A 24279-nucleotide genomic window follows, 5' to 3' on the forward strand; every position below is an offset into this window, starting at 1 on the left:
CTTCAAGCAGCGGTTAAGTATTGTCCTCACTGAGTGAAGTTTTACTTTATGTTATGATAAAGGAGCATATAGGAAGGGGGAGAGGAAATGATTTCGATTGGGCTAACAGGCTGGGGAGATCATCCTGCTCTATATTCAACGGTGACGACGGCACGTGATAAACTATTTGATTATAGTGGACATTTTCCAATTGTTGAAGTAGATACATCTTTTTATGCCATTCCAGCCAATCAAAATGTCGAAAAATGGTGCCAGGATACACCTGATAATTTTCAATTTATATTAAAGGCTTATCAAGGAATTACAGGACATTTGCGTGATGAGTTACCATATGAGACGCGGAATGATATGTTTCAAGCCTTTTTAGAATGTGCACATACATTTCAGCGCTTAAATAAGCTAGCGATGGTGCTTGTACAATTTCCTCCTTGGTTTGATTGCACAACGAAAAATGTTAATTATATTCGCTATGTCAAACAGCAATTACCGAATTTGCCATTAGCGATAGAATTTCGCAATCAAACTTGGTATGCTCCGCAAATGAGGGAGAAAACATTGCACTTTTTACAGGAGCACAACTTTATTCATACTGTTTGTGATGAACCGCAGGCAGGGACGGGCTCTGTTCCGCTCGTACCTGTTGCGACAGCAGATAAGGTGCTATTTCGTATTCATGGTCGCAATGTGCATGGCTGGCGCAATAGTGGCAATGCACATAATTGGCGCAAAGTTCGTTTTCTATATGATTATAATGAAGATGAGCTACAATCAATAGCATCCTATGTAAGGCAATTGCGGCAGCAGGCGCAGGGAGTTTATGTACTGTTTAATAATAACTCTGATTATCATGCCGCGCCAAACGCACAGCGCCTAAAGGAAATACTGGGCTTGCACTTTGAAAATTTATCACCAAAACAACTAAATATTTTTGAAGGGGAATTTTAATGGAATTTATATTGTTATTTATTATTGCGATGACCTCCGGTATTATAGGGGCGCTTGTTGGATTAGGTGGGGGAGTTATTTTAGTACCTGCTACGCTATTTATAGGTATTAATTTAGGGCTGATTCCAGATATTACACCACAAACGGTTGTTGGTCTATCTGTTGTGATGATGATTTTTACAGGTCTCGCCTCTACAGTAACACAAATGAAGTCAAAAACGGTAGATTATAAAACAGGCTTTATTTTCTTTGCGGGTAGTGTACCAGGGACGATGCTTGGTGCATGGATTAATAAAGGGTTAGATTTGCCATCATTTAATTTATATTTTGGTATTTTATTAATTATTCTATCGATTATTTTATTAGTACGTGATAAATTAAAGCCTGTTTATTGGTTTGTCGAGCATGGAAAGAAGCAAACATATATAGATAGTGAAGGCAAGGAATATGTGTATGGTTACCCCATTTGGTTTGCCTTTTTATTAACATTTGCAGTCGGCTGTATGTCGGGGCTGTTTGGCATCGGTGGTGGCTCGATGATAGTTCCGGCAATGCTGATTTTATTCTTATTCCCACCGCATGTGGCTATTGCTACATCGATGTTTTTAGTATTTTTAACATCGATTGTCAACTCTGCTTCGCATATTTATTTAGGAAATGTCCCGTGGCTATATACATTACCGGTTATTCCGGGAGCATATATTGGAGCAAAATATGGTGCAAAATTAAATAAAAAGTTAAAATCAGAAACATTGGTACTTGTATTGCGAATCATTCTATTGTTGTTAGGTGTTCGTTCTATTATAGATGGGCTATTTTGATGCTAAAATAACAGATGGAGCCTCAGGCGAATATTATCGATTTTTAAAGAAAGCTGGTGTGCATTGTGCAAGAAAGAATTCATTTTTTTCATACGAACGATTTACATAGTCATTTTGAATTTTGGATGCGTACGCAGAATTATATTCATGCACAACGTACATTATTAGCTGCACAAGGTGAGCCTAGCTTTTTACTAGATATTGGCGACCATATTGATCGTTCAAATATTTATACGGAGGCAACGAAAGGCAAAGGCAATGTTCAACTATTGAACGAGGCACAATATGATGTTGTGACGCTTGGCAACAATGAGGGAATTACATTTGCTACTGAAGACTTAGAAGCACTGTACGAAGATGCACAGTTTGAAGTTGTTGTTGCTAATTTATATGCATCAAAAGGGGAGCAGCCTGCATGGCTTAAGCCGTATACTATTTTAACGACGAAATATGGAACGAAAATTGGGGTTGTAGGTGCAACTGCACAGTTCGAAGCATTTTATCGTTCGTTAAGCTGGCAAGTAACGGAGCCGAGAATTGCGATTATCCAGATTGTCGAGCAGTTAAAGGAGCAGGTGGATATTCTCATTTGCTTATCTCATTTAGGAAAGACAGAGGATGAGCTACTTGCAGATGAATGCCCTGAAATCGACGTAATTTTTGGGTCACATACACATCATCTATTCGAGACAGGAAAATTCATTGGAGAGGTGCTGCTAACTGGCTGTGGAAAATTCGGTCAATATGTAGGGCATTTAACCATTGACTTTGACCATCAAACGAAAAGGATAACGAAGCAAGAAAAGGTCATCGAGTGTGCATTGCTCCCTAGCCCGAAAGAGGAGCCAGCATTTTTGCAAGGTTTAATGCAAGAAGCGCAGGAAAAGCTAGATAAACCGATTTTTACAGCACCAAAAACGTATAATAAAGAATGGTTTCATTATTCACAGCTTTCCAATTTATTTGCAGAGGCAATGATTCAATATTCAAGTGCAGATTGTGCCCTTTTCAATGCGGGTATTTTTTTAGAGGACTTGCAAAAAGGCTATGTATCAGCATACGACCTTCATCGGATTTTCCCTCATCCAATTAACTTATGTACGATTGAGCTTACCGGTACGGAGCTGAAGGAAATTTATATGCAATCAATGAACGAGGAATGGCCACAACTCCAATTTAAAGGGCTGGGCTTTAGAGGAATTGTATTTGGCAAGCTGTTAACCTATCATTTTGATTTGAATGCCCAGCGTGAGCTAATTATTAATGGTGAAGTGGCAGATTTGCAACGCACATATAAATTGGTGACGCTTGATTTATTTACATTTGGTTATTTTTTCCCGAGTTTTAAATATGCCAAAAAACATTATTACCTCCCTTTATTTTTACGAGATATATTAAAACTTTATGGACAAAATAAATTTAAGTGATGAAAGAGGTCGTCGGAAAAGCTATTTTGAGACGAACTCTTTGCGACGAGTAACCGCAGGTACAAGTATTTTTAGTCAATATTTAATATAGAAACATACTAACATTAGTAGTACAAACCAAGGCCATGGTTTGTGCTACTATTTTTTTATAGTAGAAGTGAAGGAAAGTCGAACAGCTCTTGGGATCATTTTAGAATCCGTATTAAAAACCGACTGACTTCACACCCTTATTTGAATCAGTTTAGTATGTTGGGTCCAAGAGATCGTGTAGAAGAAAATGGAATCGGTAAGGCACTGTGAAGACTTCTATGATTGGCTAAAAAGGAGAAAGTATGATGAAACATGTGGTTGCGTTAGATGTGAGTAAAGGAAAAAGTACCATTGCGATTTATAATCCGTATCGTCAATGTGAATTTGAAGGTGAACTGAATCATACACGTATGGACTTTGAACAATTACATAAGCGAATGAAAGAAATAGCGGAGCGTGACGGTCAAGCACCTGAAATCGTTTTTGAAGCGACAGGTGTTTATTCAAAACCATTGGAAACGTTTCTAATCGATTATGGCTACACCTATTGTCGGATGAATCCACTTGAAGCGAATCTACAAATGGCTTCGATGCGTCGAAATAAAACCGATAGTAGTGATGCGCATGAGTTAGCGAAAACCCATTTTAAAATGGAGCGTGAGCCGACCTATGTGCAGGATGATTATTATGAACAGATGCGTGGACTTACACGTTATTATGATGAGATTGATGAAGAAATCACGCGATTAAAAAGTCGAATGCATGCGTTATTACATTTGAGTTTTCCGGAGTTGGAAGCACTCATTACACCAAGTTCGGCCCTGTTTTTAAATATTGTTCAGCTCTATCCACATCCAGCCCTGTTACTGGCGCATTCGAAAACAGTCATTAAAAATCGGTTAAAAGCCAATACACGAAAAAACCTATCATTCGCACGTGCTAAGGCAAAAGCAGAATGTTTACTAGAGGCTGCTCAAAATAGTTATCCAGCCATTAAAGCTACCGATATTCGTTGTGATCAAATTCGTGACTACGCAGCTCGTATCATGGATTTAGTTGAGAAGAAGGAAACACTTGTGAAACAAATGGTGGAGATGTCACAGGAACGCAAAGAATACCAAGTGCTTCGTTCGATTCCGGGCGTTGGCGATACAACAGCTTGCCGATTAATCGGTGAATTAGGGGATATTCGCCGCTTTCAGAATGCGAAACAACTAAATGCGTATGTAGGTATTGATATTATGCGTTATCAATCGGGTAACACGCAGTATCGTGATCGTATCAATAAAAGAGGAAATAAGAAGCTACGAAAGATTTTATTTTTTATGATTTGTACGATGATTACGTTACGGAAAAAGACTAACAATCACCTGGTAGATTATTACGATAAATTAAAAACGCAACCTCAGAGAAAGCCTCATAAGGTTGCGATTGTCGCCTGTATCAATAAGTTTCTGAAAATGACGTTTCAGTTAATGACACAAGGCATTCTGTACGATTATGAGTCCGCACTACCAGCTCAGAAATCGTAACCAAAGTAAATTAACTATAGCACAATGACCTTTCGAAAAAAAGAAAATTCGTGAGGTCTCTTTGGCATGCGCAATTTTTTTGTGAGGGTGGGGGTACCCCCACCCTCACAAAAAAGTCTTTTCAAAACTTTAATTATTTTCTTAAAAACTATTGACTGGAGGTAAGAAGAAGGGCTGTCCGAAAAGATGTACACTTTTCGGGCAGCCCCTTCCAAATTTTTTGAGCTAATTAGTTGAAGTTAACCTAAAATTGTCACGCCCTGTGACAACGACCTAATTCCTCTTTATCAGCAAGTGTATAGACATTCGCTGAAAGAAATTAAATTATCATGTATGTTGATTTCTTTTTAATTTGAGAGTATTGTTTTACTTGGATTATGAAGGAGCTATCATTTTTTTGCTGAGGCACTTCTATGTGAGCATGAAAAACTGCGGCAAATATGAGTCGAAATGTTGTTGGCTCAATCAATATGCATGATTTTTTCATTTGTACATCTATCTTATTTTGTTTATTACTTATATAATAAAAATAATGTATATAGTAGAATTGGGGTTAAATTATAAATATGCGATTAATATCATTAAATGTTGTGAAAGAAGGCATGGTCATTGGGAAGACGATATGGAATGAAGCGGGTCATCCACTCTTGCACCAAGGCGTTGTCATCAATCACCGAATCATTGAAAGATTGCAACAATTAAACATTCGATATATTTATATAGATGATTTAATATCTGACGGCATACAAATTGAGGAAACAGTCGACCCAATTGTTCGTCATAGAGTAGTTAAAGAAATTACAAAGACATTTGAAACGGTTAGAAACCTTAAAGGGGCACAGGCTTCGTATATTATCGAGCAACAGTCAAAGGCTATTAATGGGATTGTAGAGGGGCTACTTGATACGATTGTTGATAGCCATGAATTTTTAACTATTTTATCAGATGCATATTTATACGATCAATACTTATATCATCACTCTTTCCAAGTTACATTATATTCAATTGCCATTGCGAAGGAATTAGGATATTCCTACGAAGAGTTGCGCTTAATTGGCGTTGGTGCAATCTTGCATGATATTGGAAAGTTATTAGTACCAGCTGAAATTTTAAAAAAACCAGGTGCTCTTACAGAGGACGAATATAATGAAATGAAATTGCATGCTCGTTATGGCTTCGATTTGCTACGTAATCTACATTCCATCTCACTCTTGGTAGCACACTGTGCCTTCCAACATCATGAACGCTTAGACGGAAGCGGCTACCCTAGAGGTCTAGTCGAATTTGAAATACACCCATTTGCTAAAATTATTGCTGTAGCAGATGTATTTGATGCTGTTACATCGAATCGTGTTTATCGTGAAAAAGTACTGCCTTCAGAAGGTATTGCCGTTCTAGAAAAAGATGCTGGGACATTATACGATGCAAAAGTTGTCGAAGCATTGAAAAAATGCGTTGTTCATTATCCGAATGGAACCGTACTTACTTTATCAGACGGACGTCGAGGTATTGTTTCACGACAAAATGAGTTACACCCATCCCTGCCATACATAAGAATTTTTGAGGAAAACGGTGAGATGCTTGTAGCTACATATGAAATCAATTTAGCAAATACATTCAATATTACTATTGAAAAAATAGAAACAGAATTTATCCCTTCTGAATAGTTCCCCCTCCTTGCTCATACGAATAGAGCAAGGGGGATTTTTCTGCTTCTACAACGAAGAAAAATGCGATTCAGGCAACATAAAAAACGAGGAAATACAGCCGTTTTTGTCATTTTGACACTTATCGTTGTCATTATATTATTTTTATATTGGATGAATGCTCGTTTAATGCCAACCTATTTACAATATGCAGAAGTGCAAACGAATAAAGTGGCTTCTTTTGTTGTCAATAAAGCGATTAATGCACGCACTTCTAGCGTATTAGATGTGAATGATATTATTGAAAATTTACCGTCGGGCTCAAGTGAAATGATTACGACAAAGTTTAATACGGAAATCATTAATCGTGTTCGCGCAGAAACACAGGCTTTGGTGAAAGAATATTTAGAGCAAGCGGAAAATGGAGATTTAACACATTTACCAAACTTAGAAAATGTCGAATACGATGTCGGGAAAATGGAAGCGGGCGATGGTATCGTTTTTTTTGTACCACTCGGGCAAGCTGCTAATCTTCCTTTACTCGGAAATTTAGGACCAAAAATACCGATTCGATTTCATATTATAGGGAATGTACATAGTGATGTACAATCCACTATTAGAGAATTTGGTATAAATAATGCCTATGTTGAGGTAAGTATTCATTTAGAGGTGAATGTACAAATTATTGTGCCGTTTGCTACGAAATCATCGACAGTAGAGCAGTATATTCCTGTAGCAATTGGCCTAGTGCAAGGTTCGGTTCCACATATTTATACGAATGGTGGAGAAGGCATACAGCCATCGTTAGAGGTACCTGTCCCTTATGATTAACCAAACGTTCGAAAAACAGTACCTAAGCACGCTTTTTGAATGCCCCGCTATAAATAAAGTTGTTGTAGCGCATGGAATATGGTACATTGACTAAAAGTACTAAAGTTTTATTTTGACTTGCGCGGATGTTCAGCTTCTCGCGCAAATCAAAATAAAGCCTCCGGCAAATATCACAGATTTTGAAGAAGCTTTCCTGTGCATGCTTGAAAAAGCTAGCCGAGGCGTAATTGATTTTATGATAGGGGCGAAATTGGATGACATCTTGTAAACCTACAGCAAAAGAAGAGCACATACGCAAGCCAGACTGGTTGAAAATTAAATTAAATACAAATGAACAATATAAAGGCTTAAAAAAATTAATGCGCGATAACAACTTGCATACAGTTTGTGAGGAAGCGCGTTGTCCAAATATTCATGAGTGTTGGGGAGAGCGTCGTACGGCAACGATGATGATTTTAGGTTCAGTATGCACGCGTGCATGCCGTTTTTGTGCGGTTAAAACAGGTTTACCGACAGAGCTCGATTTAGCAGAGCCAGAGCGCGTAGCAGACTCAGTAAAAATTATGGATTTAAAGCATGTTGTTATTACAATGGTAGCACGTGATGATTTAAAGGATGGTGGCGCGGGCGTATTAGCGGAAACAATTCGTGCGATTCGTCGTAAAAGTCCAGCGACATCTGTTGAAGTATTGCCATCTGATTTAGGTGGGATAGAAGAAAATTTACAGATGGTTATGGATGCGAAACCGGATATTTTAAATCATAATATCGAAACGGTGCGTCGCTTAACACCGAGAGTTCGTGCACGAGCAAAATATGATCGCTCTTTAGAGTTTTTACGTCGCTCAAAGGAAATGCAGCCAGATATCCCGACAAAATCCTCATTAATGATTGGTCTAGGTGAAACATGGGATGAAATTTTAGAAGTGATGGATGATTTGCGTGCAAATAATGTAGATATTATGACAATTGGTCAATATTTGCAGCCGACGAAAAAGCATTTGTCGGTTAAAAAATATTATTCTCCGCTAGAATTCGGGAAGCTTCGCAAAATTGCAATGGAAAAAGGCTTTAGTCACTGTGAGGCAGGTCCATTAGTGCGCAGTAGCTACCATGCAGATGAGCAAGTAAATGCAGCAACAAAAGAACGTCAGGCACAGGCGAAAGCATAGCCATGTGCAAATAGATAGGTGGTATTTCAATGATTGTTGCAGAAGGTTATATTTATGAAGTAATCGAAAATGTGCGAGAAGGCTTTAATGAAGAAGTATTTTTAGAGCGATTCTCAGATATTTTGACGAAATATGATTATATCGTAGGAGATTGGGGATATGGTCAGCTTCGTCTAAAAGGATTTTTTGATGATCGCAATCACAAATCTACCTTTGATACAAAAATCAGTACATTTGAGGATTATTTATTTGAATACTGTAATTTTGGCTGCGCTTATTTTATCGTTCAAAAAATAGGGCGAGCACCACAGCAGGAAGTTGCAGTTGATACAGAGGAATTGATAGAAGAACTATAAAGTAACTAAGTTTCACAGTCTAAAAAATAAGGCTGTCCAAAAGGGTATTCCTTTTCGGACAGCCTTATTTTTTACATTAAATACTGGTTCTATAATATTTGTTGGGGTGTACACACAATTTGGATAAAAAAAGACACGTACTCACCGATTTCTTTTATACTTGAATTGTTGAGAAACAAGTAAGAGAAAGGTGAGACGTGTATATGAATTTTATCATGAATATCCCTGGATTAAAAGGAGTTATTATCGAGAAGGTGGAGGAGCTTGGAGAGCGGACTTGCCTTTATGTGTCTCTTCCTAAAAAACCTCATTGCTGCCCGAACTGCGGGGAAACTACACAGAAAATCCATGATTACCGCATGCAGAAAGTCAAGCATTTGAAGTGGTTTGAACGGTTGACTTGCCTGTTTTACAGACGGCGCCGTTATGCGTGTTCTTGCGGAAAAAGGTTCTCTGAACACGCTCCATTTGTGGAAAGGTATCAGCGCTTCACAAAGGAATGGAATCAGGTGGCACAGGTGCGCTCCGTGAAAGCCAAGACGTTTAAAGAAGCCGGTGAGGTTCTCGGTGCCTCTAGTTCCACCATCATCCGCCGCTTTCAGTCAGCCGCAAAAACGCAGATGGCAGAAGGCGTGCGCCTGCCGAAAGCCATTGCGATTGATGAATATAAAGGAGATACAGACGAAGGAAAATTCCAACTGATCATTGCGGATGCAAAAACCCGGGAGCCGCTTGATATCCTACCCAACCGGCGGAAAGAAACGATTCAGGACTATCTGCGCCAATATGGTCAGGGCGTGGAGCTGGTGGTGATGGACATGAATCCAAGCTTCAAAGCAGCAGTCAAAAAAGCATTGAGTCGGCCCGTCATCATTGCAGACCGGTTCCACTATTGCCGGTACATCTACTGGGCGTTGGATGAGGTACGGCGAAAAGTGCAGAAGGAATGGCACGCATATGACCGGAAGAAGTGTAAGCGGATGCGTCATGTGCTCTATAAACGGGCATCTAAACTGACCCGAAAAGAACGCTGGTATGTGGACCGTTATTTGGGGATGTCTGAAGAATTACGGCAGGCATACGAACTGAAAGAAGCTTATTGCGAATGGTTTGACTGGGCTAAAACAGCAGAAAATGTAGTAGAAGTAAAAAGGCGGTTAGAAGTATTTTATCAGGAAGTGGAAACGAAGCAGATTCATGCGTTTTTAAAGGCCATTAAAACTTTTAGAAACTGGCAGGTAGAGATTTTGAACAGTTTTAACTTCCCTTATTCCAATGGATTTTTAGAAGGCATTAACAACAGAACAAAAGTGATGAAACGCAACGCATATGGCTTTCGGCGTTTCGATCACTTCAAAGCAAAAATCTTATTAAACATTCGGTATAGAAATATCGGGGTTCATTTGGGGTGACGTGAATTTTACCTCACCCCAACATTTGACGTTGAACCTAAATACTTGCGCCTGCGGTTACTCGTCGCAGAAAATACTTGCTCCTGCGATTACTCGTCGCAGAAAATACTTGCTCCTGCGATTACTCGTCGCAGAAAATAATTGCTCCTGCGATTACTCGTCGCAGAAAATAATTGCTCCTGCGGTAGTCACAATAAATTGTCATTAACTTTGTCTCAAAAAAGCTTTTCAAACACGCCCTTTTAGCATGCTGCGTGAGTCCTTAGCTTAGTAGCTCTGTCAAATACGCACGCAAATCAGCTGTCTCTTCCTCGGTGCGATTGTAGACGTGCTCTAAATAGCCCGGCTCCTCTACATCGTCGGGACCGATAATCGCAAAGCGACCGAACTGAATATCTAAAACAAGTACTTTACCAAAAAAGCGTCCACTTTGTAATATCGCTAAATCATAACGCTGTGTTTTGCCTGCGAAGCTAACGAAGCGCGTTTTCGTATCCTCTACATCATCATATAAGAAAAATCTTTCCATTTGAATTTCTATCTCCTTTTCGTATCTCTAGAATATGTTACTATAGATAAGAAAACACTATCAACTATTTAGGTACTAGGAGGCGTTTTGAATGTATTTCGTAGATCGAAATAAAATTTCATTAAACTTACAACATTTAGATACATTGCTGGCGATTTTTGAAGAGCAAGAAAATTGGCTTGAAAATGATATGACAAAGCTAGCACTTGAGCGTATCGGTCATAATGTAATGGAATCGATGATGGACGTTGGTAATTTAATGATTGATGGCTTTATTATGCGCGACCCGGGCAGTTATGAAGATATTATCGATATATTAGTAGATGAGAAAGTCATTTCACCAGATATGGACGCGTCTCTAAAAGCTGTTGTAGGCTTGCGTAAAATGCTTGTACGCGAATTTATTCAAGTGGATGATGAAGAAGTCATAAAAGTGCTTTCAGGCTCGTTAGGGGCCTTAAAACAGTTTTCAGGCAAAGTGCAAGATTATTTAACGAATGAGCTTGGACCTGTTTCCGCATTTTTGCCTGAGGATAAATAAATGAAGCGCTATAAAGCATATTGTTTTGATTTAGACGGAACGGTTTATCGTGGAAACAAAGGGATTGACAGTGCCATTACCTTTATTCATAAATTGCAACAGGAGGGCATTGAACCGTTTTATGTAACGAATAACTCTTCAAAAACGCCTGTGCAATTGCAGCAAAAATTAGCGGCATTAGGCATTGCTGCGCCTTTAGAGCATATTTATTCGAGCGCAGTCGTGACGGCGACATATATAAGTGAGCGATTTCCCCAGCAAAAAGTGCAGCTTATTGGCTCGGATGGTATTCGAGAGGCCCTGCAATCCCAAGGGATACATATTACAGATGAAGCGGATGCAAAGGTTTTTGTGATGGGGATTGATCGAGAGGTAAATTATTCAAAGCTAGTAAATGCCTGCTTGGCTGTGCAGAATGGTGCACATTTAATTGCTACAAATGAAGATGTTAAATTTCCAACAGAGCAAGGCTTCGTGCCTGGCAATGGCTCCTTTGTAAGGCTTGTAGCAAGCGTAGGAGGTGTAGAGCCTGTCTTCATTGGCAAGCCATCACCAATTATGTTAGAAGCGATTGCCTCAACACATCATTATTGTAAAAATGAAATGGTATTGATTGGCGATAATTATCAAACGGATATTTTATGCGGCATTCGCTTTGGCTGTGATACGGTTCATGTGAATACAGGTGTTACTCCTACAGAGCAAGCCCAATTGCAGAAAGAACGACCTACTTATTGCTTGAGCTCGTTGGAAGAGTGGCTGTAAAACAGAAGAATAAAAGCTATATCAAAATTATTTTGATATAGCTTTTTGTTGTTTATTCAAAATTGTTGACTCATAAATTAAATGCAATAGGTATTTATGATGATTTTCAAAATGGAATATATGTTTTCATGAAAATAAAAAAATTGCAAGAGTTGTTTTTTTAAAATCGAGTATGATACAATAAATGCAGTTCAAAATAAACACTATATATAGTGTTGTTTTTCTGAAAAACGCACTACATATAGGAAATATAGCGAGGATGGCTATATAAAGGGCTTTCCTCATACATCTAGCGCGTTACCTTGTTCAGATTTTGTATAGATTATAAGTATACATGGCGAGAAAAAAATGGAAAATTAAAATTTAGTTTTCTAGCAATAAGAATTGTTCGCAATAATTATGCTAATACATAATCGTTTCACTTGTATATGTGGCAAAGCACAATGGTACATGCTATGAAAAAATAAATGGAAAGAGGTTATCGTAATGATCTTGTACACAAAAACAGTTTGTCCAAAATGTATGTTTGTTAAATCGGAGTTAAATGAAGCTGGTTTAGAGGGGCGCTACGAAACAGTTAATATAGATTTAGATGCTGCGGCAAAAGAGAAAATCGTCAATGCAGGTTTCTTAACGGTTCCGATTTTAGAAATCGACGGTCAGCTAATCCATGATTTTTCACAAATTAACGAAGAGATTAGCAAGCTAGTTGGATGATTGTCTTTGCAAGCAGGACAGGAAATGTGCGCTTTATCATCAATCAGCTCCAATTACCGAACATTGAGATGACGAAGGGGCTCAAGCTTTCTGAGCCCTATTTATTATTTACTTATACGGATGGACTTGGTACAGTGCCACAAATAGTAGAGGAATTTTTGCAAGAAAACGCTACGTTTTGTAAAGGTGTGATTGCAAGCGGCAATTCCAATTTTGGGCACAATGTTTTTTGCGGCTCCGCCGATAAAATAAATGCCACTTATCAAATACCGATTGTTCGCAAACTAGAGCTTCGGGGATTTGCACACGATTATGAAGCAATTCGAGAATATTATCAAACTGTTATTGAAGGTGGGGAAAAGATTTGAAAGAGTATTTAAAGCTCAATAATGATTTATTGAATAGTTATAGCTCGACAGGTATTTTAGATTTGGACAAGGATAAAGAAGCGACACGTAAGTATTTTTTAGAAAATGTCAATGTGAAAATGCGTTATTATATAGACTTGGAAGAAAAGCTTAAATATTTAATCGATGAAGGATACTATGAAAGAGATTTTTTAGAAATGTATCCGATGGAATTTATTAAAAGGTTATTCAAAATAGCTTATTCTTATAAATTCCGTTTTCCATCCTTTATGAGTGCCAGCAAATTTTATGAAAGCTACGCAATGAAAAGCCGTGACGGTCAAGAGATTTTAGAGAAATATGAGGATCGCATTACGATTATTTCGTTATATTTAGCACAGGGAGACCAAAGCCTTGCAGAGCGTGCTGTACGCAGTATTATGGAGGCATATCAGCCCGCGACACCAACGGCACTAAACAGCGGTAAAAAGGCGCGTGGTGAGCTAGTAAGCTGCTTTAAATTGACGGTTGATGATACGATGAATTCCATCGCAGAAAATATCGGTTATTGCCTAGAGCTTTCTCGTTTAGGGGGAGGCGTAGGAACATTGTTAACGGATTTACGCCCATTAGGCGACCCGATTAAAGGGATTTTAAATCGTGCTAGCGGCGTTATGCCTGTTGCTAAGCTATTAGAAAACTCTTTCTCCTATTCCAACCAGCTAGGGCAGCGCAATGGCTCAGGCGTTGTCTATTTGAATATTTTCCACGGTGATATTGAAGAATTTATTTCATCGAAAAAGCCTAACGCTGACGAAAAAATTCGCTTAGCGACATTATCGACAGGGGTTATTATCCCATCGATTTTCTTTGAGCTAATGAAGCGTGACAAAGATATTATTTTATTTAGCCCATACGATATTTATCGTGAATATGGCAAGCGCATGTCCGAAATTAGCATGACGGAAATGTATTATGAATTGCTTGATAATCCGAACATTCGAAAACTAAAGCGCATTAATGCACGTAAGCTTTATACGGAAATTAAAAAGACACAATTTGAATCGGGCTACCCATTCGAGGTGTTTGATGATAATGTCAACGAAAATCACGCATTAAAAGGCCTAGGCCGAGTGAAAATGTCGAATTTGTGTACAGAAATTTTACAAGTACAAACGACGAGTGATATTACAGATATGGATCAGCCAAATGTTTACGGCTTAGATGTATCGTGTAACTTAGGCTCTATCGACATTTACCGCGCAACAAAAAGCGAAAACTTTGAAGAGCTTATTACGACAAGTATGCAGCTCTTAACGAATGTATCATTAATGACAAATATTAAAAATGTGCCATCTGTAGCGAAGGCGAATAAATTAATGCATTCTGTTGGTCTTGGGGTAATGAACCTTCATGGTCATTTAGTGCAATCGAATATTTTATATGGTTCACCAGAGTCAATTGAATTTGTCGATTACTTTATGGAAGCATTAAATTACTATTCATTACAAGCATCTATGCAAATTGCCAAAGAGAAGGGTGAAACATTCTATCGTTATGAGGAGAGCGAATACGCCAACGGTAATTACTTTGACTCTTATATAGCAAAAGAAGAGAGAGAGCCATCGAAAGCGGTTAAAGAAGCATTAGGTAATGTGCCGCTAATTACTGCTGCAATGTGGCAGGAGTTAAAAGAGCAGGTAGCTGAGCATGGCGTATTTAACGCCTACCGCCTAGCTGTTGCACCGACAGGCAGTATTTCCTATATTCGCAGCAGCACAGCATCACTTGCACCATGTACAGAGCGCGTGGAAATTCGAGACTATGCAGATAGTCGTACAATTTATCCGATGCCGTTTTTAAATAATGATAATCGTCATTTATATGTGGAAGCATATGAAGTTGATCCATATAAATTAATCGACCTATATGTAGCAGCACAAAAGCATGTCGATCAAGGAATTTCAATGACATTATATGTAACTGATCGTTGGACAACAGAACAATTAGCGAAAGTGTATATTTATGCTTGGATGAAGGGCATTAAAACAGTATATTACGTGCGTCAACGATTACAAACTTTAGAGGAGTGTGTATCATGCTCAATTTAAAACCATATGAGGCGGTTAACTGGAATAAGCCGACAAGCGATTTGGCGAAAGTATTTTGGGACCAGCAATGGAAGCAAATGTGGCAGCCAGAGGAGATTGCTGTATCAAAGGATATTAAACAGTGGAAAGACTTTGAGCACCAAGATACGTACAAAAAAGTATTCGGTGGCTTAACATTGTTAGATACGGTGCAAACGAATATCGGCATGAACGAAATTGCGAAATATAATAATGATTTGCAGGAAAAAGCCGTATTAACTGTTTTCGGCTCTTTTGAAGCGATTCATGCAAAATCCTATTCGTATATTTTTACAACGTTATGTAATAACGATGAAATTGATGCGGTCTTCGAGTGGGTTAAGAAAAACGAATTTTTACAATATAAGGCGAAACGCATTAGCGATGTTTATTTAGCAATTAAAGAAAACGATGATGAGTCATTATGGAAAGCGATGTTTGCTTCTGTTATGCTAGAAAGCTTTTTATTCTACTCCGGCTTTTTCTACCCGCTTTATTTAGGTGGGCAAGGTACTTTGCGTAATAGCGCGGAAGTTATTTCCCTCATTTTACGTGACGAATCAATTCATGGTGTAGCAATTGGCTTCTTTGCACAAAATATTTTCCGTAAATTCTCTCCAGAAAAGCAAGACGAGCTAAAAGTATGGGGCTATGAGCTATTGTTAGACCTGTACCAAAATGAAATGAAGTATACGGAAGATATCTATGCTGAAACAGGGCTTTCCCCAGAAGTAAAAGCTTATGTGCGCTTCAATGCAAATAAAGCGTTAATGAACTTGGGCTTAGATACGATGTTCCCTGAGGAGGAAGTAAACCCAATTGTTATGAATGGTATTCGTAACGAAGGTTCAACATACGATTTCTTCTCTCAAAAAGGCTCAACATATGCACTAGCAAAAGTTCAGCCAATTACAGATGAAACGTTTAATTTTGATTTTTTAGAGAAGTAATTTGATGAAAAAGAAGCGTCCAAAAACAGTGCATTGCTATGTTTTGGACGCTTTTTGTGATGCTTAAGCAAAGGAATCATAAAGAAGAGCTTTTTGAAAATGAGCTAAATTCAGAGCTTAGCTGCTTTCTTTTGAATTTAAAATAAGGGCACAGCTAACCTTTCACTGCACTGAGGAGAAGTTCGACTTTTGAAATAGTCCCCTTGTTCACATAGCCTAAATTTTAAATTGGCACATAAGGTTCCTCTTTGGATATAGTTCGTGTATGATTAGAATTATATTGAAAGAGGAGTAGAAGTTTTTATGAAACAATTTGCAAACAAATTACAAAATCATGTTCGCGACTTTCATATCGCGTTTAAACACCCTGCACCAGAGCAGCTTGTGCCAATGGAGCGAGAGCGAGCAATTAACCGTAGCGTTTGGACAGCCGAGGAGGCGATTGAGTTTATTGCAGCTTCTTGTTCAACGAAGGAGGAGTTTGCGGCAAGCTACGAGTATTTTTTAGCTGGTATTCAAAAGGCATATGAAAAATCATTAAATGGCGAGTTTCCTCAAAGCACTGAAGAAAAAGTAATTGCCCAAGCAGATGCTTTAGCAGACCAATTATATTTTTCATTCGGTTCGGCAGTAGAAATCGGAGTAGATATTGAGCCCGTTTTTGATATTGTACAAGGCGCAAATATGTCGAAGCTTTTCACAGATGAGAATGGCAATAAATACGCGAAATGTCGTGAAGATGGAAAAATTATTAAGTCACCAAACTTTTATAGTCCAGAGCCATTTATTAAAGAAGAAGTGTTAAAACAGATGAAATAATAAAGAGCGTCCAAAAAGCGTGCATAGCACTGCTTTTTGGACGTTTTGTTTGTGTTTTATTGAAAGAATAGCCATTTTAAAATAAATAAATAAAGTCCATACCTCCATAACCACAAAGACACCTCAGTGTTTTCGAACAGCATCATTAAAAACACTGAATTTTAGGCCTCTTATTTATTACCAAAGAGGGTTTTCTTCAATATAAGCATATATTTTTTGAGTCAACTCGCTAGGTGTGTCAGCCTCAACAAGCTCTCCATTGACAAGCGCATAAAAGCATTCAGAGCATTTTGTGCAAAAGCTTAGGCAGCCATATTCAAGAACATCAATATTGGGGTCTTTTTCAAGCACCTCAAATGTTTCTTGTGCGCCGTTTGCTAAATTGCTAATACAAAATTCAACCATTGGATTCACTACAAGTCACCTCACAATTGTATGCTACTTTTTTTTAGTAATTACGTCAAACAACATATTTTGTGAAATGTTTCACAAAATATTTCGGAACATATTGTGAAACATATCACAATGAGCTATACTCTTATTGAATAGTTAATCTTATATCAATTTCGCCTCGGCTAACATTTTTGAAAAATTTGTGACAACTGCCAGAGGCATTCTTTTAGTTCAGTAGGTATTTGGGCATTTGCTGGATGAAGGAAAGGGGGCACGCCATTTCTACTGAGGGGGAGAAATGGGTACTCTGTTTTAATGAAAATAAGTAAAAGGAGCTCAGCATATGAGAAAATTAGTACTATTAGGTGGGGGCTATGGAAATATGCGTATACTGCTACGCCTATTACCGAATAATTTCCCACAAGATACCGAAATTACTTTAATTGACCGCACATCATTCCACAGCTTAAAAACAGAATTTTATGCACTTGCAGCAGGGACTTCGACGGATAAAGAGATTCGTGTAGCCTTCCCAGAGCATCCGCGCTTAAAAACTATTTTTGGTGAAGTTATTCGCATTGACCGAGAGGATAAAACGGTTTATTTGGAGGGCGGTCAAGAAGTAAAATATGATGATTTAGTAATTGGGCTTGGCTGTGAAGATAAATATCACGGAGTACCTGGTGCCAAGGAGCACACATTCAGTATTCAAACAATTGCTAAATCGCGAACAACATTTGAAAAGCTATGTGGTTTACCACCAGGCTCAACGGTAGCTATAGTAGGCGCAGGTTTGTCAGGTATTGAATTAGCTAGTGAACTACGTGAAAGCCGTGCAGACTTAAATATTAAATTATTTGACCGTTCAACACGTATTTTACGAGATTTTCCTGAAAAGCTAAGTAATTATGTGAAATCATGGTTTATTAAACATAATGTTGAAGTAATCGCTGAATCGAATATTACAAAGGTTGAAGAAAATCATCTTTATAATCATGATCAAGTAATCGAAGTAGATGCTGTTGTTTGGACAGCAGGGGTGCAGCCTGTGAAAATTGTACGAGACATGGAAGTGGAGAAAGATAAATTCGGTCGCCCAATTGTCACAAACTACTTTACATTACTAAATGATGAACATGTTTTTGTTGTTGGAGACTGCGCTTCATCTGATTTACCGCCAACAGCACAGCTTGCAGAGGAGCAAGGAGAGCGTATTGTAAAGGTATTACGCCATCGTTGGAATAATGAACCGCTACCAGCAACGATGCCAGAAATTAAACTAAAGGGCTTTATGGGCTCGCTAGGGAAGAAACAAGGCTTTGTTCATTTAGCAGATACAACAGTAACCGGGCGTATTGCTCGTTTAATGAAATCAGGCTTGCTTTGGATGTATAAGCGTCAAAACAATTAAGGCAAAAAGGAAAGCAGGCTGGCGCGTCGCTTTCCTTTTTGCTGTTAGTTTGAAGGGAGGATGGTTGAAAAAGGGCTTGCTTCTTTTTGAGAAGCTAAAAACAGTTGATTCAAAGTCTTTTCTTGTGGTAACGCATTAAAAGAAGGTTTTCATCGTATCTTCCTTACTTAAGGTAAGCATAGTTAAAGCCAGTGTTTATCACACTTTCAAAGGAAGTCTTGCTAAGTCAACATTTTATCCCGCATTAACGGGCAGTAAGACTCTCACTTCAAGACTTAAGTGAAAATCGGCTTAAGGATAAGTGGGAGATCAACTGCCCGTAAAAACCCGATTGATTGAAGCTTCACTTTATTTCAATACCGATAAAAGCGTTTAACTAGCTGGCAACTGTACGACTGAACATCTAAACTTTTATTCCGATGTGTAGCCTAGTTTTTCGAGTGCGGCGTAAACAGGCTTAATTTGGATATAGCCTTCGCCAACGACTTCGTCATTAATTAAAACGAGCGGATAGAAAAATTCATCCTCTTGAATGCGATTTGCATAGTCGATATCACGTTTATCGCCTAAATCGCCTTCAATATCAATATAGCGAATTGTAAATGGTTGATTCGGATATTTGCGATCAATAGCTGCTTGTAGCCACTCATATGTGTCTTTAGAAGAAGGTGCATTGACACAGCTCGCACAAATAATATCTGCTCCGTATATTTCGATTACTGCTTTAGATGCTGTCATATAAAATCCAACCTTTCGTAATACAATATTGGCTTTTTTCTCTCCTTCACATTATAATGATTTTAATGAAAGGAGTCGAGAAAAATGACAGAATTAGAACAACGCGAACAAGTACAGGAAGTTTTAGATAAATTACGCCCGTTCTTATTACGTGACGGTGGGGATTGTGAATTAGTAGATATTGAAGAAGGTATCGTAAAATTACGTTTACTAGGTGCATGCGGTAGCTGTCCAAGTTCTACAATTACATTAAAAGCTGGTATTGAACGTGCATTATTAGAGGAAGTACCGGGAATTGTTGAAGTAGAGCAAGTATTCTAATATAGCTTACCTGAAAAAGTGGCATTGGAAGCAATTTGCATCCAAATGCCACTTTTTTTGTTTGAATATCATGTATAATAAGTAGGTATGTTTTTTTATAAAGGAGTTTATTTATGGGTCAACAGCAAGAACAATGGACATCAAGATTAGGATTTATTTTAGCAACTGCCGGCTCTGCAATAGGGCTGGGAGCTATTTGGAAATTCCCTTATATCGCTGGAGTTTCCGGTGGAGGAGCATTTTTCCTCATTTTTTTAATTTTTACGCTTTTCGTTGGGCTGCCAATCCTATTAGCGGAGTTTGCCATTGGTCGTGGCTCGCAAAGGGATGCAGTTTCAGCTTATTTAACATTTGCACCTAATTCAAAATGGCATTTTGTTGGAATACTCGGCATGATTACATGCTTTATTTTGCTATCATTTTATAGTGTTGTTGGTGGTTGGATTATTCTTTACATGGTTCAAGCGGTAATTGGAAATTTATCTGGACTTTCTGAAACTGCGTATGCGCCGCTATTTAATGATTTTATTGCGAATCCTCTCTACGCAATTTTATTCCAATTTATTTTTATGGCAATTACCATTTTCGTCGTGGCAAAAGGGGTTCAACAAGGAATTGAACGAGCAGGTAAAATTATGATGCCTGCATTATTTATTTCTTTCCTTATTTTAATTATTCGCTCGTTAACATTAGATGGTGTTGGAGAAGGTCTTCACTTTTTCTTATATCCGGATTTTTCAAATATGAGCTCGAAAACAATTTTATTTGCACTTGGGCAATCGTTTTTCTCAATTAGTGTAGGTGTTTCTGTAATGGTAACGTATAGCTCTTATTTATCGAAAAACGAGGACTTACCAAAATCAGCATTAACAATCGTGCTGATGAATTTATTTATTTCACTATTAGCAGGGCTTGCTATTTTCCCGGCTGTCTTTTCCTTTGGCTTTGAGCCGACTGAGGGGCCTGGTTTATTATTCGTCGTGCTACCAGCTGTTTTCAATCAAATGCCGTTTGGGACATTTTTCTTATTAGTCTTTTTAATTCTTTTCCTATTTGCTACACTAACTTCTGCATTTTCGATGCTAGAAATTATCGTGGCAGCAGTAACAAAGCAAGATAGAAAAAAACGAAAAAGCACGACATGGATTACAGGTCTGCTGATTTTTATCGTTGGTATTCCTTCAGCGTTATCCTACGGTATGCTAAGTGATTTTACGATTTTTGATAAGACAATATTCGATGCAGCGGATTATCTGGTCTCCAATATTTTAATGCCATTAGGGGCGTTATTAATTGCTATTTTCGCGGGTTTTGCTATACCTCGAAACACATTGCTAACAGAAATTAGTGATGGGGCAAGCTATGCCAAGAGGTTATTTGCCATATGGCTCATAGCGATTAAATATGTAGCACCAATTGCTATTATTATTGTCTTTTTAGATGCAATCGGTATATTAAATTTTTAACGGCTTTATTATGTGGAAAATATAAATAGTTCTTTAAAATTGAAAAGGGTTTAGATTGTCTCGACAGCGCTATGTTCGCGCTGTCGCTAATTCATAAGAAAGGGGCTGTACGAAAAGTGTATATCTTTTCGTACAGCCCCTGCTTCTATCTTAAATGTTTGTACCTGTCGCTTCGCTTTCAGCACTAAACTCGGTTACACGTCGCAAAGAAGTCGTCTCAAAAATGACTTTTCAGACGACCCCTTTACTGTTTTGCTCGCTCCTCGCGAATAATTTCCCATTGCTCCTTAGCCATGTCAACAAGCCTTGCTTCACCACCAACACGTTGGCTTTCAATAACCTTTGAAAAGAAGCGTGTTGCCATTTCGAAATCACCTATTCGGCGTGACAGCTCACCAACCATATACATAATTCTTACGCCAGACATTTGTGTATTGGCATAATCCTCAGTAGAATAAGATTCCATATACTGATCGCGTGCCACATGCAAAAAGCGCTCTTCTTGCTCTTTATTGTTTAATGACCGGTAGAGCCAAGCTAAACGAAGTGTCAGCCCAGCTACTGTGACAAAGCGCTCTTTTTTGATTGTAGCACTAAGCCAAGCAAGCTTATATGCTTGAATTGCTTGAAAAACAGTGCGTTCGCCTTTAAAGGATTGGTGTACCCATTTACTTGATATTTGTTCATTTATTTGCTCAGACACACCCGGTGCAAAGTACTTTGAATAGTCTTCTGTAAAGGAAAATCCACAATGCTCACAAACAAAAACATTATAGTAAAGCGCATTTACATTGTCATCCTCATAAATAGGCTGAAAGTCGGATTCAGTTGATTTGACTTTAATAAATTTCGTTCGTATTTTAAAAGTAGGAAAACTTTTTTTACAATGCAAACAATCTACTTTTTTCTCGTAAAAAGGTGAGATTTCCATCAAATATTCACGCCCCTCATTTATATACATAGTATTATTATAACACTTTTATTTAAGAAGAAAGTATGAAATAAGTCGAAATACAAACAGTTTTGTTGGCACATTGAGGCGCTCTTGATATGATAGGAGTAAGAAAGAAGGTGACTGTGATGAGTACAAAACAAGTTGTTGAATTGACAGAGGCGGCAGCGTTTCAGGTGAAGGAAATGATGACACATAATGAGGAAGAAGGCTCTTATTTGCGCGTCGCGGTTAAAGGTGGCGGTTGTAGCGGTCTTTCATACGGAATGGCCTTTGATACAGAACAGCATGAGGACGATTTTTTAGATGAGCAATATGGCTTGCAAATCGTCGTATCAAAGGAAGATGCAGGCATTTTACAAGGAACGAAAATCGATTTTAAACAATCACTTATGGGTGGTGGCTTCACCATCGATAATCCAAACGCCCTTGCATCATGCGGCTGTGGCACATCTTTCCGTGCAGCAGGACGTGAGAGCACGCCTGAGGTTTGTGAGTGACAAAGTAGGATTGTGAATTGAGTATACACAATCCAAATAATATATAAACACAACCTTAAATTAGCCTATTTAGGGTTGTGTTTTATCGAGCCCTCTTGATTTGTGTGTTACAGAACATCACAAATTGAGGTGGCTTTTTTGTATATTTACGGAAAATAAGTTAAATAGGTTCTATAATATTTGTTGGGGTGTACACACAATTTGGATAAAAAAAGACACGTACTCACCGATTTCTTTTATACTTGAATTGTTGAGAAACAAGTAAGAGAAAGGTGAGACGTGCATATGAATTTTATCATGAATATCCCTGGATTAAAAGGAGTTATTATCGAGAAGGTGGAGGAGCTTGGAGAGCGGACTTGCCTTTATGTGTCTCTTCCTAAAAAACCTCATCGCTGCCCGAACTGCGGGGAAACTACACAGAAAATCCATGATTACCGCATGCAGAAAGTCAAGCATTTGAAGTGGTTTGAACGGTTGACTTGCCTGTTTTACAGACGGCGCCGTTATGCGTGTTCTTGCGGAAAAAGGTTCTCTGAACACGCTCCATTTGTGGAAAGGTATCAGCGCTTCACAAAGGAATGGAATCAGGTGGCACAGGTGCGCTCCGTGAAAGCCAAGACGTTTAAAGAAGCCGGTGAGGTTCTCGGTGCCTCTAGTTCCACCATCATCCGCCGCTTTCAGTCAGCCGCAAAAACGCATATGGCAGAAGGCGTGCGCCTGCCGAAAGCCATTGCGATTGATGAATATAAAGGAGATACAGACGAAGGAAAATTCCAACTGATCATTGCGGATGCAAAAACCCGGGAGCCGCTTGATATCCTACCCAACCGGCGGAAAGAAACGATTCAGGACTATCTGCGCCAATATGGTCAGGGCGTGGAGCTGGTGGTGATGGACATGAATCCAAGCTTCAAAGCAGCAGTCAAAAAAGCATTGAGTCGGCCCGTCATCATTGCAGACCGGTTCCACTATTGCCGGTACATCTACTGGGCGTTGGATGAGGTACGGCGAAAAGTGCAGAAGGAATGGCACGCATATGACCGGAAGAAGTGTAAGCGGATGCGTCATGTGCTCTATAAACGGGCATCTAAACTGACCCGAAAAGAACGCTGGTATGTGGACCGTTATTTGGGGATGTCTGAAGAATTACGGCAGGCATACGAACTGAAAGAAGCTTATTGCGAATGGTTTGACTGGGCTAAAACAGCAGAAAATGTAGTAGAAGTAAAAAGGCGGTTAGAAGTATTTTATCAGGAAGTGGAAACGAAGCAGATTCATGCGTTTTTAAAGGCCATTAAAACTTTTAGAAACTGGCAGGTAGAGATTTTGAACAGTTTTAACTTCCCTTATTCCAATGGATTTTTAGAAGGCATTAACAACAGAACAAAAGTGATGAAACGCAACGCATATGGCTTTCGGCGTTTCGATCACTTCAAAGCAAAAATCTTATTAAACATTCGGTATAGAAATATCGGGGTTCATTTGGGGTGACGTGAATTTTACCTCACCCCAACATTTGACGTTGA

Annotated in this window: 25 protein-coding genes; 21 read left to right on the top strand and 4 right to left on the bottom strand. The window is 38.6% G+C overall.

The window, feature by feature from the left end:
* Nucleotides 1-87: 87 nt before the first annotated feature.
* The 9 genes from MHB51_RS17365 to MHB51_RS17405 all read left to right on the top strand — a co-directional run bounded on the left by MHB51_RS17365 (nucleotide 88) and on the right by MHB51_RS17405 (nucleotide 10172).
* Nucleotides 88-945, top strand: coding sequence for a DUF72 domain-containing protein (locus MHB51_RS17365; RefSeq protein WP_107943142.1), 858 nt, complete (start codon nucleotides 88-90; stop codon nucleotides 943-945).
* Nucleotides 945-1766 carry a sulfite exporter TauE/SafE family protein gene (locus MHB51_RS17370; RefSeq protein ID WP_066166576.1) on the top strand — a complete coding sequence of 274 codons (822 nt, stop codon included), beginning with the start codon at nucleotides 945-947 and terminating at the stop codon, nucleotides 1764-1766. Before MHB51_RS17365 ends, MHB51_RS17370 begins: the two co-directional genes overlap by 1 nt.
* A 65-nt stretch (nucleotides 1767-1831) precedes the next feature.
* Complete coding sequence (locus MHB51_RS17375; RefSeq protein ID WP_066166572.1) at nucleotides 1832-3193, top strand: bifunctional UDP-sugar hydrolase/5'-nucleotidase; 1362 nt, start codon at nucleotides 1832-1834, stop codon at nucleotides 3191-3193.
* Nucleotides 3194-3528: 335 nt separating this feature from the next.
* The gene (locus tag MHB51_RS17380) at nucleotides 3529-4755 is read left to right on the top strand and encodes an IS110 family transposase (protein ID WP_342473200.1); all 1227 of its coding nucleotides are present in this window, start codon (nucleotides 3529-3531) and stop codon (nucleotides 4753-4755) included.
* Nucleotides 4756-5321: 566 nt separating this feature from the next.
* Nucleotides 5322-6422, top strand: coding sequence for an HD-GYP domain-containing protein (locus MHB51_RS17385; protein WP_066166569.1), 1101 nt, complete (start codon nucleotides 5322-5324; stop codon nucleotides 6420-6422).
* A gap of 63 nt (nucleotides 6423-6485) precedes the next feature.
* On the top strand, nucleotides 6486-7232 hold the full coding sequence (gene yunB / locus MHB51_RS17390; RefSeq protein WP_066166567.1) for a sporulation protein YunB: 747 nt from the start codon (nucleotides 6486-6488) through the stop codon (nucleotides 7230-7232).
* A 254-nt stretch (nucleotides 7233-7486) separates the two neighbouring features.
* A complete protein-coding gene (gene lipA / locus MHB51_RS17395; RefSeq protein WP_066166563.1) occupies nucleotides 7487-8404 on the top strand; it encodes a lipoyl synthase in 918 nt (305 codons plus the stop codon).
* 29 nt (nucleotides 8405-8433) lie between these two features.
* Nucleotides 8434-8760, top strand: a complete 327-nt coding sequence (locus MHB51_RS17400; RefSeq protein WP_066166560.1) for a YutD family protein — start codon at nucleotides 8434-8436, stop codon at nucleotides 8758-8760.
* Between the two features lie 197 nt (nucleotides 8761-8957).
* Nucleotides 8958-10172, top strand: a complete 1215-nt coding sequence (locus MHB51_RS17405; RefSeq protein WP_342558696.1) for an ISL3 family transposase — start codon at nucleotides 8958-8960, stop codon at nucleotides 10170-10172.
* Nucleotides 10173-10434: 262 nt separating this feature from the next.
* On the opposite strand, the gene MHB51_RS17410 is transcribed toward MHB51_RS17405, so the two are convergent.
* Nucleotides 10435-10701, bottom strand: coding sequence for a DUF3055 domain-containing protein (locus tag MHB51_RS17410; RefSeq protein ID WP_066166557.1), 267 nt, complete (start codon nucleotides 10699-10701; stop codon nucleotides 10435-10437).
* A gap of 91 nt (nucleotides 10702-10792) precedes the next feature.
* On the opposite strand from MHB51_RS17410, the gene MHB51_RS17415 reads away from it, so the two are divergent.
* From MHB51_RS17415 to MHB51_RS17445, 7 genes are all read left to right on the top strand, one after another.
* A complete protein-coding gene (locus tag MHB51_RS17415) occupies nucleotides 10793-11242 on the top strand; it encodes a DUF86 domain-containing protein (protein WP_107943141.1) in 450 nt (149 codons plus the stop codon).
* The gene (locus MHB51_RS17420; RefSeq protein WP_107943140.1) at nucleotides 11243-12007 is read left to right on the top strand and encodes a TIGR01457 family HAD-type hydrolase; all 765 of its coding nucleotides are present in this window, start codon (nucleotides 11243-11245) and stop codon (nucleotides 12005-12007) included.
* Nucleotides 12008-12493: 486 nt separating this feature from the next.
* The gene (locus MHB51_RS17425) at nucleotides 12494-12724 is read left to right on the top strand and encodes a glutaredoxin (RefSeq protein ID WP_066166549.1); all 231 of its coding nucleotides are present in this window, start codon (nucleotides 12494-12496) and stop codon (nucleotides 12722-12724) included.
* A complete protein-coding gene (gene nrdI, locus MHB51_RS17430) occupies nucleotides 12721-13092 on the top strand; it encodes a class Ib ribonucleoside-diphosphate reductase assembly flavoprotein NrdI (RefSeq protein ID WP_107943139.1) in 372 nt (123 codons plus the stop codon). Before MHB51_RS17425 ends, nrdI begins: the two co-directional genes overlap by 4 nt.
* Nucleotides 13089-15182 carry a class 1b ribonucleoside-diphosphate reductase subunit alpha gene (gene nrdE, locus MHB51_RS17435; protein WP_107943138.1) on the top strand — a complete coding sequence of 698 codons (2094 nt, stop codon included), beginning with the start codon at nucleotides 13089-13091 and terminating at the stop codon, nucleotides 15180-15182. Before nrdI ends, nrdE begins: the two co-directional genes overlap by 4 nt.
* Complete coding sequence (gene nrdF, locus MHB51_RS17440; RefSeq protein ID WP_066166540.1) at nucleotides 15170-16150, top strand: class 1b ribonucleoside-diphosphate reductase subunit beta; 981 nt, start codon at nucleotides 15170-15172, stop codon at nucleotides 16148-16150. Before nrdE ends, nrdF begins: the two co-directional genes overlap by 13 nt.
* Before the next feature lie 303 nt (nucleotides 16151-16453).
* Nucleotides 16454-16969, top strand: a complete 516-nt coding sequence (locus tag MHB51_RS17445) for a hypothetical protein (RefSeq protein ID WP_342558697.1) — start codon at nucleotides 16454-16456, stop codon at nucleotides 16967-16969.
* Between the two features lie 177 nt (nucleotides 16970-17146).
* Here the strand turns inward: MHB51_RS17445 and MHB51_RS17450 are convergent, their stop codons facing one another.
* Nucleotides 17147-17383 carry a YuzB family protein gene (locus MHB51_RS17450; protein WP_066166534.1) on the bottom strand — a complete coding sequence of 79 codons (237 nt, stop codon included), beginning with the start codon at nucleotides 17381-17383 and terminating at the stop codon, nucleotides 17147-17149.
* A 322-nt stretch (nucleotides 17384-17705) separates the two neighbouring features.
* On the opposite strand from MHB51_RS17450, the gene MHB51_RS17455 reads away from it, so the two are divergent.
* Nucleotides 17706-18773, top strand: coding sequence for an NAD(P)/FAD-dependent oxidoreductase (locus tag MHB51_RS17455; RefSeq protein WP_066166531.1), 1068 nt, complete (start codon nucleotides 17706-17708; stop codon nucleotides 18771-18773).
* A 411-nt stretch (nucleotides 18774-19184) separates the two neighbouring features.
* Here MHB51_RS17455 and MHB51_RS17460 read toward each other — a convergent pair whose 3' ends face one another.
* Nucleotides 19185-19511 carry a YuzD family protein gene (locus tag MHB51_RS17460; RefSeq protein ID WP_066166528.1) on the bottom strand — a complete coding sequence of 109 codons (327 nt, stop codon included), beginning with the start codon at nucleotides 19509-19511 and terminating at the stop codon, nucleotides 19185-19187.
* Nucleotides 19512-19595: 84 nt separating this feature from the next.
* Here MHB51_RS17460 and MHB51_RS17465 point away from each other — a divergent pair, with 84 nt between their 5' ends.
* Both MHB51_RS17465 and MHB51_RS17470 read left to right on the top strand, forming a co-directional pair.
* Nucleotides 19596-19832: a NifU family protein gene (locus tag MHB51_RS17465; RefSeq protein WP_107943137.1), complete on the top strand. Its 237-nt coding sequence runs from the start codon at nucleotides 19596-19598 to the stop codon at nucleotides 19830-19832.
* A gap of 113 nt (nucleotides 19833-19945) precedes the next feature.
* The gene (locus tag MHB51_RS17470; protein ID WP_342558698.1) at nucleotides 19946-21298 is read left to right on the top strand and encodes a sodium-dependent transporter; all 1353 of its coding nucleotides are present in this window, start codon (nucleotides 19946-19948) and stop codon (nucleotides 21296-21298) included.
* 244 nt (nucleotides 21299-21542) lie between these two features.
* Here MHB51_RS17470 and MHB51_RS17475 read toward each other — a convergent pair whose 3' ends face one another.
* Complete coding sequence (locus tag MHB51_RS17475; protein ID WP_066166521.1) at nucleotides 21543-22229, bottom strand: DUF2225 domain-containing protein; 687 nt, start codon at nucleotides 22227-22229, stop codon at nucleotides 21543-21545.
* Between the two features lie 149 nt (nucleotides 22230-22378).
* On the opposite strand from MHB51_RS17475, the gene MHB51_RS17480 reads away from it, so the two are divergent.
* The gene (locus tag MHB51_RS17480) at nucleotides 22379-22750 is read left to right on the top strand and encodes an iron-sulfur cluster assembly accessory protein (RefSeq protein ID WP_066166518.1); all 372 of its coding nucleotides are present in this window, start codon (nucleotides 22379-22381) and stop codon (nucleotides 22748-22750) included.
* A gap of 279 nt (nucleotides 22751-23029) precedes the next feature.
* On the top strand, nucleotides 23030-24244 hold the full coding sequence (locus tag MHB51_RS17485) for an ISL3 family transposase (RefSeq protein WP_342558443.1): 1215 nt from the start codon (nucleotides 23030-23032) through the stop codon (nucleotides 24242-24244).
* The last annotated feature ends 35 nt before the right edge of the window (nucleotides 24245-24279 follow it).

It is taken from the genome of Metasolibacillus sp. FSL K6-0083 (assembly GCF_038630865.1).
Lineage (GTDB): Bacteria > Bacillota > Bacilli > Bacillales_A > Planococcaceae > Metasolibacillus > Metasolibacillus fluoroglycofenilyticus.